The organism is Streptomyces netropsis, from assembly GCF_014203545.1.
GTDB classification, from domain to species: Bacteria; Actinomycetota; Actinomycetes; order Streptomycetales; family Streptomycetaceae; genus Streptomyces; species Streptomyces netropsis.
The window spans coordinates 447,855-462,417 of the sequence record NZ_JACHJG010000002.1; the positions used below are offsets into that span (position 1 = coordinate 447,855).

The 14,563-nt window shown below is 75.5% G+C and carries 1 protein-coding gene (running past one end of the window); it reads left to right on the forward strand.

Translation table 11 applies throughout. From position 1 onward, the window contains the following. On the forward strand, positions 1 to 14,562 hold the 3' portion of the coding sequence (locus FHS38_RS06735) for a type I polyketide synthase (RefSeq protein ID WP_184731764.1). It extends 13,860 nt beyond the left edge of the window; only the last 14,562 of its 28,422 coding nucleotides appear in the window; its start codon lies beyond the left edge, outside the window; it ends in the stop codon at positions 14,560 to 14,562. The last annotated feature ends 1 nt before the right edge of the window (position 14,563 follow it).

The following is a 14,563-nucleotide window of genomic DNA, read 5'->3' on the forward strand; positions in this document are numbered from 1 at the left end:
GTCAGCGCGCTCGCGGAGAACCGCCGCGCCCGCGGGGTGACCGCGACGTCCCTGCACTGGGGCATCTGGGCCGACGACCTCGGCCTCGGCCGGGTCGACCCCGACCAGATCCGGGGCAGCGGCCTGGAGTTCATGGACGCCCGGCTGGCGCTGGCCGGCATGCGGCGCGCCCTGGACGACGACGAGACGGTGCTCGCCATCGCGGGCGTCGCCTGGGACACCTACCACCCGGTGTTCACCTCGGGCCGTCCCACCACGCTGTTCGACGAGGTGCCCGAGGTCCGCCGACTGGCCGAGGCCGCCGAGCAGAGCGTGCGCAAGGGCGGCGAAGGGGAGTTCGCGGCCCGGCTGCGGGCCCTCCCGGCCGTCGAGCAGGAACGCCAACTGCTGGAACTCGTCCGCTCCGAGGCCGCGGGCGTCCTCGGCTACACCTCGTCCGAGGCACTGTCCGACCAGCGTGCCTTCCGCGACGTCGGCTTCGACTCGCTGACCGCCGTGGGCCTGCGCAACCGCCTCCGGGAGATCACCGGGCTGCGGCTGCCGACGACCATGGTCTTCGACTACCCCACCCCCCTCGCGCTCGTGGAGTTCCTGCGCGCCGAGATCGCGGGCGTCGACATCGCCGCGGCCGCCCCGGCGGCCTCCGCCGCCCGCACCGACGAGCCGATCGCCATCGTCGGGATGAGCTGCCGCTACCCCGGCGGGGTCGGCTCCGCGCAGGCGCTGTGGGACCTCGTCATGAACGGCACCGACGCCGTCTCCGGCTTCCCCGCCGACCGCGGCTGGGACGCCGAGGGGCTCTACGACCCGGACCCCGACAGCCACGGCAAGACCTACTCCGTCCAGGGCGGATTCCTGCGGGACGTCGCGGACTTCGACGCCGGGTTCTTCGGCATCTCCCCGCGTGAGGCCCTGGCCATGGACCCCCAGCAGCGGTTGCTGCTGGAAACCGCCTGGGAAGCCCTCGAAGGCGCCGGCATCGACCCCGACTCCCTGCGGGGCAGCTCGACCGGCACCTTCATCGGCGCGAGCTACCAGGACTACGGAACCGGCGCCGCCAACGCCACCGAGGGTTCCGAGGGCCACATGGTCACCGGCACCCTCTCCAGCATCCTCTCCGGCCGGGTCTCCTACCTCTTCGGCTTCGAGGGCCCCGCGGTCACGCTCGACACGGCCTGCTCCTCCTCGCTGGTCGCCATGCACCTCGCCTGCCAGTCGCTGCGCAACGGCGAGAGCTCCCTCGCCCTCGCCGGCGGCGTCAGCATCATGGCCACCCCGAACGCCTTCGTCGGCTTCAGCCGTCAGCGCGCCCTCGCCGTCGACGGCCGCTGCAAGGCCTACTCCGACGACGCGGACGGCATGACCCTCGCCGAGGGCGTCGGCCTCGTCCTGCTGGAGCGGCTCTCGGACGCCCGCCGCAACGGACACCAGGTCCTCGCGGTCGTCCGCGGCAGCGCCATCAACCAGGACGGCGCCTCCAACGGCCTCACCGCCCCCAACGGCCCCTCCCAGCAGCGCGTCATCCGCCAGGCCCTCGCCAACGGCGGCCTCACGCCCGCCGACGTCGACGCGGTCGACGGGCACGGCACCGGCACCGCCCTGGGCGACCCGATCGAGGCCCAGGCCCTGCTGGCCACCTACGGCCAGGACCGCGAGCGGCCGCTGCTGCTCGGGTCGGTCAAGACCAACATCGGCCACACCCAGATGGCTTCCGGTGTCGCGAGCGTCATCAAGATGGTCATGGCCCTGCGCGAGGGCGTCCTGCCGAGGACGCTGCACGCCGAGACCCCCTCGTCCCACGTGGACTGGTCGGCGGGCGCCATCGAGCTGCTGACCGAGCCGGCCGAGTGGCCCGAGACCGGGCGTGCCCGCCGGGCCGGTGTGTCCTCCTTCGGACTCAGCGGCACCAACGTGCACACCATCCTCGAACAGGCACCGCCCGCCGAGGCACCCCCTGCTGAGGCCCCCCCTGCTGAGGAACTGGCGGCGCCCGCGAGCGGGCCCGCGCCCGGCATCGTGCCCCTGACGCTGTCCGCCAAGAGCGACACCGCCCTGCGCGCCCAGGCCGACCGTCTGTTGTCCCTGCTCGCCGAGCGGCCCGGACTCCACCTCACCGACCTCGCCTTCTCCCTGGCCACGTCCCGGACCGGCTTCGAACGCCGGGCGGGCGTCGTGGCGGGGGAGCGCGAGGAACTGCTGCGCGGCCTCACGGCCCTGCGCGACGGCACCCCCGCCCCGGGCGTCCTCCAGGGCACCGCGGGCCGCGGCCGGCTGGCGTTCCTGTTCACCGGACAGGGCAGCCAGCGGCCCGGCATGGGCCGGGAACTCTACGAGCGGTACCCGGTGTTCGCCGACGCGCTGGACTCCGTGATCGCCCGGATCGACACCGCCCTCGACCGCCCCCTGCGCGAGGTGATCTTCGCGGAGGACGGCACGCCCGAGGCCGAGCTGCTCGACGCCACCGGCTACGCCCAGCCCGCCCTGTTCGCCGTCGAGGTGGCACTCTTCCGCCTCGTCGAGTCCTGGGGCATCAGGCCCGACTACCTGGCCGGGCACTCCATCGGTGAACTCGCCGCCGCGCACGTCGCCGGGGTGCTGTCCCTGGAGGACGCCTGCGCCCTCGTGGCCGCGCGCGGCCGGCTGATGCAGGCCCTCCCCGCCGGGGGCGCCATGGCGGCCCTCCAGGCCACCGAGGACGAGGTCCTCCCGTTGCTGGCCGACCACGCCGACCGGGTGTCCGTCGCGGCCGTCAACGGCCCCGCCTCGCTGGTCGTCTCCGGCGACGAGGACGTCGTGGTGGACATCGCCGCCCGCTTCGAGGCCGACGGACGCAAGACCCGGCTGCTGCGGGTGAGCCATGCCTTCCACTCGCCGCTGATGGACGCGATGCTCGACGACTTCCGCCGCGTCGCCGAGAGCGCCACCTACCACGCGCCCACCATCCCCTTCGTGTCCAACACCACCGGCCGTCTCGCCACCGCCGAGCAGGTGTGCTCCCCGGAGTACTGGGTGCGCCACGTCCGCGACGCGGTCCGCTTCGCCGACGGCGTGAACTGGCTGGCCGAGCACGGCGTACGCACCTTCCTGGAACTCGGCCCCGACGGTGTGCTCTGCGGAATGGCCCGCGAGAGCCTCGCCGACGACCCGCACGCCGTGCTGGTCCCCCTGCTGCGCCGCGGCCGCCCCGAGGAGTCGGCGATCACCGCCGCGCTCGTCGACGCCCACGTGCACGGGGTGTCCGTCGACTGGTCCGGATTCTTCGCGGGTTCGGGTGCGCGGCGGGTGGAGCTGCCGACGTACGCGTTCCAGCGGGAGCGGTTCTGGCCGGAGTCGGTCGCGGCGCCGGTGGCCGGTGTGGTGGATCCGGTGGATGCCGAGTTCTGGTCGGCGGTGGAGCGGGAGGACCTGGGGTCGCTCGCTGACACGCTGGACCTGGACGGGGAGACGGTGACGGCGATGGTGCCGGCGCTGTCGTCCTGGCGCCGCCGCCGTCGTGAGCAGTCCGTCGCGGACGCCTGGCGTTACCGCGTCACCTGGAAGCCCCTCACCGCACCCGCCACCGCCGCACCGCGCGGCCCCTGGCTCGTCCTCGCCCCGGCCGGCTCGGGCACGGACCCCTGGACGTGCGCCCTGACCGACGGCCTCGGCGTGGAGACCGTCCGCGTCGAGGTGACCGCCCCCGACCGCGCCGCCCTCGCCGGGCGCCTGCGCGAACTGCTCGACGGGGGTGCCCGGTTCGAGGGCGTCCTGTCGCTGCTCGCACTCGCCGACGACGAGCGGGCCGGGCACCCGGGGGTGCCCGCCGCACTGGCCCTGACGGCCGCGGCCGTCCAGGCCGCGGGCGACGCCGGACTCGACGCGCCCCTGTGGTGCGTCACCCGCGGCGCCGTCTCCGTCGGCCGCTCCGAGCACGTCCAGGACCCCGCCCAAGCGGCGGTCTGGGGACTCGGCCGCGTCGCCGCCCTGGAGAACCCGCAGCGCTGGGGCGGTCTCCTCGACCTGCCCGAGCAGCTCGACGCCCACACCGCCCGCCGGATCGCGGGCGTCCTCGCCCGGACCGACGGCGAGGACCAGGTGGCCGTCCGCGCCTCCGGCGTCTTCGTCCGCCGACTCGCCCACAGCCCCGCGGCGGACCGGCCCGTACGCCGTGTGTTCGCCCCGACCGGCACCGTGCTGATCACCGGCGGCACCGGCGGACTCGGCGGCCACGTCGCCCGCTGGCTGGCCCGCAGCGGCGCACAGCACCTGCTGCTCACCAGCCGCCGCGGCGCGGACGCCCCCGGCGCCGCCGCACTGCGCGACGAACTCGAGCAGCTGGGCGCCGACGTCACCGTCACCGCCTGCGACGCCGCCGACCGCGACGCGCTCGCCGCCGTACTCGCCGCCGTCCCCGCCGACCGGCCGCTCACCGCGGTCGTCCACACCGCGGGCGTCGTCGAGGACGGCGTGCTGGCCGACCTGACGCCGGAGAACTTCTCCGCCGTCATGAACGCCAAGGCGGTCTCGGCCCGCAACCTGCACGAGCTGACGCGGGACACCGCCCTGTCGGCGTTCGTCCTGTTCTCCTCCACGGCCGGCACCCTCGGCGCCGCGGGACAGGGCAACTACGCCGCCGCCAACGCCTACCTGGACGCCCTCGCCGAACACCGCCGGGCCGCCGGCCTGACCGCGACCTCCCTCGCCTGGGGCCCCTGGGCCCAGTCCGGCATGGTCGCCGTCGACGCCGACGTCGAGAGCCGCGTCCGCCGCGGCGGCTTCGCACCGCTCGCACCCGAGCGGGCCGTCGCCGCGCTGAAGCAGGCCATCGAGCACGACGACACCGTCCTCGCCCTCGCCGACATCGACTGGAGCCGCTACGCCGCCACCGTCGCGGCCGTCCGGCCCGCCCCGTTCGTCGCCGACCTGCCCGAGATGCGACGGACCGCCACGACCGGCACCGGGGAGGACACCGCCACCGGCGGCGAACCCGCGCTGCGCCGCCGCCTCGCGGAGCTGCCCGCCGCCGACCGCGGCCGGTTCCTGGTGGACCTGCTGCGCACCCAGGTGGCCGCGGTGCTCGGCCACTCCGACGCCTCCCGGGTGGAGTCCGACCGGGCCTTCAAGGACCTGGGCTTCGACTCGCTGACCGCGCTCGAACTGCGCAACGGGCTCGCCGCGGCCACCGGCCTGAGCCTGCCCGCCTCCCTGGTCTACGACCACCCGACCCTGCTGGAGCTGTCGGAGTTCCTGCTGGCCGAGATCGCGGGGACGCTGCCCGACGCCGTGGCGACGGCACCCGCCGCCCGCCCGGCCGACGACGACCCGATCGCGATCGTCGGCATCGGCTGCCGCTTCCCCGGCGGCGTGTCCTCCCCGGAGGACCTCTGGCGACTGCTCGCCGACGGCCGCGACGGCATCTCCGCCTTCCCGGCAGACCGGGGCTGGGACCTCGGTGCCCTCGCCGCCGGGGCCTCCGCCACCACCGAGGGCGGATTCCTCACCGGCGTCGCCGACTTCGACGCCGCCTTCTTCGGGATCTCCCCGCGCGAGGCCCTGGCCATGGACCCCCAGCAGCGGCTGCTGCTGGAGACCACCTGGGAGGCCCTGGAACGGGCCGGCATCGACCCCGCGTCGCTGCGCGGCTCCCGCACCGGCGTCTTCGTCGGCACCAACGGCCAGGACTACCCCACCCTGCTGCGCCGGTCGTCCTCCGACGTCCAGGGCTACGTGGCGACCGGCAACACCGCCAGCGTCATGTCCGGCCGGCTCTCCTACACGCTCGGCCTCGAAGGCCCGGCGGTCACCGTCGACACCGCCTGCTCGGCGTCGCTCGTCGCCACGCACTGGGCGGCCGGGGCACTGCGCTCCGGCGAGTGCGAACTGGCGCTCGTCGGCGGCGCGTCGGTGATGTCCGGCCCGGACTCCTTCATCGAGTTCAGCACCCAGGGCGGCCTGGCCCCCGACGGCCGCTGCAAGGCCTTCGCCGACGGCGCCGACGGCACCGCCTGGTCCGAGGGCGTCGGCATCCTCGTCCTGGAGCGCCTCTCCGACGCCGTGCGCAACGGTCACGAGGTCCGCGCCATCGTGCGCGGCACCGCCGTCAACCAGGACGGCGCGTCCAACGGCCTCACCGCGCCCAACGGCCCGGCACAGCAGCAGGTCATCCGGCAGGCCCTGGCCGACGCGGGCCTCACCGCCGCCGACGTCGACGCCGTCGAGGCGCACGGCACCGGCACCACGCTCGGCGACCCGATCGAGGCCCAGGCGCTGCTCGCCACGTACGGGCGGGACCGGGAGCGGCCGCTGCTGCTCGGCGCGGTCAAGTCCAACATCGGTCACACCCAGGCCGCCGCCGGCATGGCGGGCGTCATCAAGATGGTCCTGGCCATGCGCCACGGCACGCTGCCGAAGACCCTGCACATCGACGCGCCCTCGTCGCACGTCGACTGGTCGGCCGGCGCGATCGAGCTGCTGACCGAGCCGGCCGAGTGGCCCGAGACCGGGCACCCGCGCCGGGCGGGCGTCTCCGCCTTCGGCGTCAGCGGCACGAACGCCCACGTCATCGTCGAGCAGGCCCCGCCGGCCGAGGCCGCGCCCGCAGCCGAGCCCGTGCGCACGACCGCACCGGCCGTCGTGCCATGGGTCGTCTCCGGCCGGACCCGCGAGGCGCTCGACGAGCAGATCGAGCGGCTCACCTCCTTCGCCGCGGACCACCCCGAACTGTCCCCGGTGGACGTGGGGTACTCGCTCGCGAGCGGCCGCTCCGCCTTCGGGCACCGCGCGGTACTGCTGGCCGGCGCCGACGGAGTGACGGAGGCCGCGCGCGGCCTGCGCGGCACCGCGGGCACGTCCGCGTTCCTGTTCTCCGGGCAGGGCAGTCAGCGGATCGGCATGGGCCGCGAGCTGTACGAGCGCTTCCCCGTCTTCACCGAGGCCCTGGACGCCGTCCTGGCCCATCTGGACCTGGAACTGGACCGCCCGCTGCGGGAGGTGCTGTTCGCCGCGGCGGGCACCGACGAGGCGGAGCTGCTGGACCGCACCGGCTGGACCCAGCCCGCGCTGTTCGCGATCGAGGTCGCGCTGTACCGCCTGGTCGAGTCGTGGGGCATCACGGCGGACTTCGTGGGCGGCCACTCCATCGGCGAGGTCACCGCGGCCCATGTGGCCGGCGTGTTCTCCCTGGAGGACGCCTGCCGGCTGGTCGCCGCCCGCGCCACGCTGATGCAGGCGCTGCCGGCGGGCGGGGCGATGCTCGCGGTGGAGGCCACCGAGGACGAGGTCACCCCGCTCCTGTCGGACGAGGTCACGATCGCGGCGGTCAACGGCCCGAACGCCGTCGTCGTCTCCGGAGCCGAGGAAGCCCTCCTTCGGACCGCCGAGCGGTTCGCCGCCGACGGCCGGCGCACGACACGGCTGCGGGTCAGCCACGCGTTCCACTCGCCGCTGATGGACCCGATGCTGGACGCGTTCCGCGCGGTCGCGGACGGTCTGACGTTCACGGCTCCGCGCATCCCCGTCGTCTCCAACCTCACCGGCGGGCTCGCCGACGCCGAGCAGCTGTGCACGGCCGACTACTGGGTGCGGCACGTCCGCGAGGCCGTGCGCTTCGCCGACGGCGTCCACACCCTGCGCGCCGCCGGTGTGGGGACCTTCCTCGAACTCGGCCCCGACGGAGTGCTCTCCGCCCTCGTCCGGCGCGTCCTCGACGGCCAGGAGCCCGAGCCGGCCGTCGTGCCGGTGCTGCGCGGCGACCGGGGCGAGGAGCAGGCCGTGGTCACCGCGGCCGCCCGACTGCACGTGCACGGGCTGCCCGTGAACTGGTCGGCCCTGTTCGAAGGTTCGGGTGCGCGGCGGGTGGAGTTGCCGACGTACGCGTTCCAGCGGGAGCGGTTCTGGCCGGAGGTGGTTGCCGCGCCGGTGGCCGGGGCGGTGGATCCGGTGGATGCCGAGTTCTGGTCGGCGGTGGAGCGGGAGGACCTGGGGTCGCTCGCTGACACGCTGGACCTGGACGGGGAGACGGTGACGGCGATGGTGCCGGCGCTGTCGTCCTGGCGCCGCCGCCGTCGTGAGCAGTCCGTGGCCGACGGCTGGCGTTACCGCGTCACCTGGAAGCCCCTCACCACACCCGCCACCGCCGCACCGCAGGGTCGCCTACTGGTGATCGTGCCGGCCGGGTACGCCGACGACGCGTGGCTGGCCGCCGCCGTCGCCGCGCTGGGCGAGGACACCGTCCGCGTCGAGGCCGACGCCACCGACCGGGCCGCTCTGGCCGACCGGCTGACGCGGGCACAGGGCACCGACGCCACGTACACGGCCGTCGTGTCCCTGCTCGCCGCCACCTCGGAGGACACCTCGCTCCCCGCGTCCACGGCATGGCCGACCGAGCTGCTGAACGCGCTCGACACCGCCGGGATCGAGGCGCCCCTGTGGTGCGTCACCCGCGGCGCGGTCTCCGTGGGCCGTTCCGAACCCCTGGCGAACACCGGCCAGGCCGCCGTGTGGGGCCAGGGCCGGGTGGTGGCGCTGGAGAACCCGGACCGCTGGGGCGGTCTGGTCGACCTGCCCGAGACCCTCGACCCGCGCGCCGCCGACCGCTTCGCCACCGCACTGGGCGGCCACGACGACGAGGACCAGCTCGCGATCCGCCCCTCCGGGGTGTTCGCACGGCGCCTGGTGCGCGCCGGCCGTTCCTCCTCCGCCGCCTGGGCCCCGTCCGGCACGGTGCTCGTCACCGGCGGCACGGGCGTGACGGGCGGCCACGTCGCCCGCTGGCTGGCCCGGCACGGCGCCGAGCACCTGGTGCTCACCGGCCGGACCGGGACCGTTGCCGCCGGGACCCCCGGCGCCGCCGACCTCGAGGCCGAGCTGACCGAGCTGGGCGCCACGGTCACGATCGCCGCCTGCGACCTCACCGGCGCCCCCGGCCGTGCCGCCCTGAGCGCCGCGCTGGACGCCCTCCCCGAGGGGAAGCCGCTGACCGCGGTCGTCCACGCCGACGAGGAGACCGGCACCGACGCGGCGGCCGCGCTCGCCGGGGTGACCCACCTCGACGCCGCACTGGGCGACCGGGCCCTGGACGCGTTCGTCCTCTTCGGCTCCATCGCCGGAGTCTGGGGCGTCCGCGGGCAGGGCGACGAGGCCGCGGTCGGCGCCGTCCTGGACGCGTTCGCCACCCGGCGCCGCGACCGGGGCGCCACCGCCCTCACCGTGTCCTGGGGCGCCTGGGCCGAGACGACGGATCCGGGCATGACCGGGCACCTGCGGCTGAGCGGCCTGCCCGTCATGGACACCGAACCGGCGCTCACCGCACTCGCCCACGCCGTCACCGGCGACGAAAGCGGCGTCACCGTCGCCGACGTGCGATGGGAGACCTTCGCGCCCGCCACCACCGCCACCCGCCGCACCGCCCTCTTCGCGGAGCTGCCGGAGGCCCGTACGGCCGTCGAAGCCCTCGCACACGAGAGCCGGGGCGGGCAGTCCGCCGCGGACGCACTGCGGGAGCGGCTGCGCACCCTGTCCGAGTCCGAGCGGTCCGCCGAACTCCTCGACCTGGTCCGCGACAAGGTCGCCGTGGTCCTCGGGCACGCGAGCGCCGACGCCGTCGACGCCGACCTGCCCTTCCGGGACCTCGGCTTCGACTCCCTGACCGCCGTCGACCTGCGCGGCCAGCTCACCACCGCCACAGGCCTGAGCCTGCCCGCGACCCTCGCGTTCGACCACCCCACCCCCGCCGTGCTGGCCGACCACCTCAAGGCCGAACTGCTCGGCGAGCTGCCCGGGGCCCCCGGGACCACGGCCGACGCCGTACCCACCGGCCAGGTGACCGACGACCCCGTCGCGATCGTCGGCATGGCCTGCCGCTACCCGGGCGGGGTGCGCTCCCCCGAGGACCTGTGGCGGCTCGTCATGGCCGAGACCGACGCGGTGGGCGAACTGCCCACCGACCGCGGCTGGGACCTGGACGGCCTGCTGTCCGGCGGGGCGGACGGCCGCGGCCGCAGCGCCACCGGCCACGGCGGGTTCCTCTACGACGCCGCCGAGTTCGACCCCGGCTTCTTCGGGATCTCCCCGCGCGAGGCCCTGGTCATGGACCCCCAGCAGCGCATCGTGCTGGAGGCCGCCTGGGAGGCGCTGGAGCGGGCGGGGATCGACCCCGTCACCCTGCGCGGCACCGACGCCGGCGTCTTCGTCGGCGGCGGCAGCGGCGACTACCGCCCGCCGGTGGAGTTCGGGGAGTGGCAGACCGCCCAGTCGGCGAGCCTCCTCTCCGGCCGGCTGGCCTACAGCTTCGGGCTGAACGGGCCCACCGTCTCGGTGGACACCGCCTGCTCCTCGTCGCTGGTCGCCCTGCACCTGGCCGCCCAGGCCCTGCGCAACGGCGAGTGCTCCCTCGCGGTGGCCGGCGGTGTGACCGTCATGGCCACCCCGACCGGATTCATCGAGTTCAGCGCACAGGGCGCGCTGTCGGCCGACGGCCGCTGCAAGGCGTTCTCCGACGCCGCCGACGGCACCGGCTGGTCCGAGGGCGTGGGCATGCTCGTCGTCGAGCGCCTCTCGGACGCGCGGCGCAACGGCCACCGGGTCCTCGCGGTCCTGCGCGGCTCGGCCATCAACCAGGACGGCGCCTCCAACGGCCTCACCGCCCCGAGCGGCCCCGCCCAGCAGCGCGTCATCCGCCGTGCCCTGGCCGCCGCCGGACTGTCCACCACCGACGTCGACGCCGCCGAGGCCCACGGCACCGGCACCAAGCTGGGCGACCCGATCGAGGCACAGGCCCTGCTGGCGACCTACGGCCAGGACCGGGAACGGCCCCTGCTGCTCGGCTCGCTGAAGTCCAACATCGGCCACACCCAGGCCGCGGCGGGCGTGGCGGGCGTCATCAAGATGATCCTCGCGATGCGCCACGGGACGCTGCCGAAGACCCTGCACGTCGACACCCCGACCACCAACGTGGACTGGACGGCGGGCGCGGTCCGGCTGCTCACCGAGACGACCGACTGGCCCGACGCCGGGCGTCCGCGCCGCGCCGCGGTCTCGGCGTTCGGCGCCAGCGGCACCAACGCGCACGTGATCCTGGAGCAGGCACCCGAGGCCGAGCCCGCCGCGGCGCCCGCCGGACCCGCCCGGGACGCCGGCACCCTGCCGGTCCTGGTGTCCGGCAAGACGCCCGGCGCGCTGCGCGCCCAGGCCCGCAGGCTCCTCGACCACGCGGCCGCGAGCCCCGACGCGACCGTCGGCGACCTCGCGTACTCGCTGGCGACCACCCGGTCCGCCTTCGAGCACCGGGCCGCCGTCCTGGCCACGGGCCGGGACACCCTCCTCGACGGCCTCACCGCGCTGGCCGCCGGGAACCTCGCCCCCCACACCCTGGAGGGCGAGGCCGGCCGCACCGGCCGGACCGCGTTCCTGTTCTCCGGCCAGGGCAGCCAGCGCCTCGGCATGGGCCGCGAGCTGTACGAGCGGTTCCCCGTCTTCGCCGACGCCCTCGACGAGGTGCTGGCCCACCTCGACGTCAGCCTGGACCGCCCGCTGCGGGAGGTGATGTGGGGCGAGGACGCGCAGGCCCTCGACAACACCGGCTACGCCCAGCCCGCCCTGTTCGCCGTCGAGGTGGCCCTGTTCCGGCTGGTGGAGTCCTGGGGCGTCACACCGCAGTTCATGGGTGGCCACTCCATCGGCGAGGTCACCGCGGCGCACGCCGCGGGCGTCCTCTCGCTGGCGGACGCCTGCCGGTTGGTGACCGCGCGGGCGGGCCTGATGCGGGCACTGCCCACCGGTGGCGCCATGGTCGCCCTGCGTGCCACCGAGGACGAGGTCATCCCGCTCCTGACCGACGAGGTCGCGATCGCGGCGGTCAACGGCCCGAACGCCGTCGTCGTCTCCGGTACCGAGGAGGCGGTGCTCCTGATCGCCGGTCACTTCGGTGCGCAGGGGCGTAAGACGACGCGGCTGCCGGTCAGCCACGCCTTCCACTCGCCGCTGATGGACCCCATGCTGGCCGACTTCCGGCGGGTGGCCGAGGAGCTGACGTACCACAAGCCCACGGTGCCCGTCGTGTCGAACCTGACCGGCGAGACGGCCACCGGCGAGGACCTGTGCACGCCCGAGTACTGGGTCCGGCACGTCCGCGAGGCCGTCCGCTTCGCCGACGGCGTCCGCGCCCTCACCGGCCGGGGCGTGACCACCCTGCTGGAACTGGGCCCCGACGGGGTGCTGTCCGCCCTGGCCCGGGAGTCCGCACCGGAGGCCACGCTCGCCGTACCGGTCCTGCGCAAGGGCCACGGCGAGGAGACCACCCTCGTCACCGCACTGGCACGGCTGCACCTCGGCGGCGTCGCACCCGACTGGTCCGCGTTCTTCGCGGGCACCGGCGCCCGCCGGGCGGAGCTGCCGACCTACGCCTTCGAACACGCCCGCTTCTGGCCCGACGACCGGCCGGCGGCCCCGGTGGCGTCCCAAGTAGCAGCAGACGCCACCGACCGCGAGTTCTGGGACGCGGTCGAGCGGGAGGACTTCGCCTCCCTGGAGTCCGTCCTCAGCGTCGGGGGAGACACCCTCTCCAAGGTGCTCCCGGCGCTGCTCGACTGGCGCCGGGCCCGGCAGGAGCAGTCCGTCGTGGACGGCTGGCGGCACCGGATCGTCTGGAAGCCGCTGACCGAGGTCCCGGGCGGACGGCCCGCCGGTACCTGGCTCGCCGTGGTCCCCACCGGATCGAAGGACGACGCCTGGACGACCGGGGTGCTCGCCGCACTCGGCACCGACGTGGTGCGGCTGGAGGCAGCCGACACCGCCGACCGCGCCGTCCTGGCCGGGCAGTTGCGTGAGCTCACCGCGGACGGCACGCCGTTCGCCGGGGTCGTCTCCCTGCTGGCCCTGCGGGAGACCGCGGACGGGAGCGCGCCCACCGGGCTCGCCCTCACCACCGCACTGCTCCAGGCCCTGGGCGACGCCGCGATCGGCGCCCCGCTGTGGTGCGTCACCCGCGGCGCGGTGTCCGTGGGCCGCGCCGAGGCCCTGCGCAGGCCCGTACAGGCCGCCGTGTGGGGTCTCGGCCGGGTCGCCGCGCTGGAGCACCCGGAGCGCTGGGGCGGACTCGTCGACCTCCCCGAGGTCCTTGAGGAGCGCTCGGCCGCCGGCTTCGCCGCGGTCCTCGCCGGCTCGGACGGTGAGGACCAGGTGGCCGTACGGCCCGCGGCGGTCTTCGGCCGACGGCTGGTGCAGGCACCCGGCAAGCAGTCCGGCCCGCAGTGGGACCCCAGCGGCACGGTGCTGATCACCGGCGGCACGGGGGCCCTCGGCGGCCACGTCGCCCGCAGGCTCGCCCGCGACGGCGTCCGGCACCTGGTGCTCACCAGCCGCCGCGGCGAGGACGCGCCCGGCGCGACCGCGCTGCGGGACGAACTCCTCGCCCTGGGCGTCCGCGTCACCGTCGCCGCCTGCGACGTCGCGGACCGCACCGCGCTGGAGGCCGTCCTCGCGGACATCCCGGCCGAACACCCGCTGACCGGTGTGGTGCACGCGGCCGGCGTCCTCGACGACGGCATCCTCGACCGACTGACCCCGGAGCGCTTCGAAGCGGTCTTCCGCTCCAAGGTCACCTCCGCGTTCCTGCTGGACGAGCTGACCCGCGGGCTGGACCTGTCGGTGTTCGCCCTGTTCTCCTCCGCCTCGGCGGCCGTCGGCAACCCCGGCCAGGCCAACTACGCGGCGGCGAACGCGGTGCTCGACGCGCTGGCCGAACACCGCCGTTCGCAGGGCTTCCCGGCGACCTCGATCGCCTGGGGCGCCTGGGGCGGCGGAGGCATGGCCGACGGCGCCGCCGCCGACGCGGCCGCCCAGCGCGCCGGCATCGGCGCGATGGACCCGGAGCTGGCCCTGGAGGCCATGCGCCGACTGGTCATGGAGACCGAACCGACGGCGGTCGTCGCCGACGTCGCACCGGAGAGGTTCGCGCTGGCCTTCAGCGCCGCCCGCCCGGCGGCGCTGCTGCGGGAACTCCCCGGCTACCAGGCCGCGACCGCGGCCACCGCGCCGCAGGACGGGAGCGGGTCGGCCGACGGTGGTCTCCGCGACCGGCTCGCGGGCCTGCCGCACAGCAGGCGCCACGAGGCGGTGCTCGACCTGGTCCGCACCCGGGCCGCCCACGTCCTCGGCCACCCCGACCGGGACGCCGTCGGCGCCGAACGGTCCTTCCGGGACCTCGGGGTCGACTCCCTGGGCGCCGTGGAACTGCGCAACCAGCTCAACGCCGCCAGCGGCCTGAGCCTGTCCGCGACCCTCGTGTTCGACCACCCGACCCCCGCCGCCCTCGCCGAGCACATGCTGCGGCAGCTCGTGCCCGACGAGAACGGCACCACCGACACCACCGACGACGAGGAAGCGGAGATCCGGTCCCTGCTGTCCTCGGTGTCACTCGCCCAGCTGCGCGACATCGGCGTACTGGAACCCCTGCTGCAACTGGCCGGACGGGGCACGGCAGACCCGGCACCGGAGGACGAGCCCGGCGAGTCCATCGACTCCATGGCCTTGGACGACCTGGTCCGTGCCGCCCTCGACAACCAGTCCGACGCGTCGCGCGATTGAC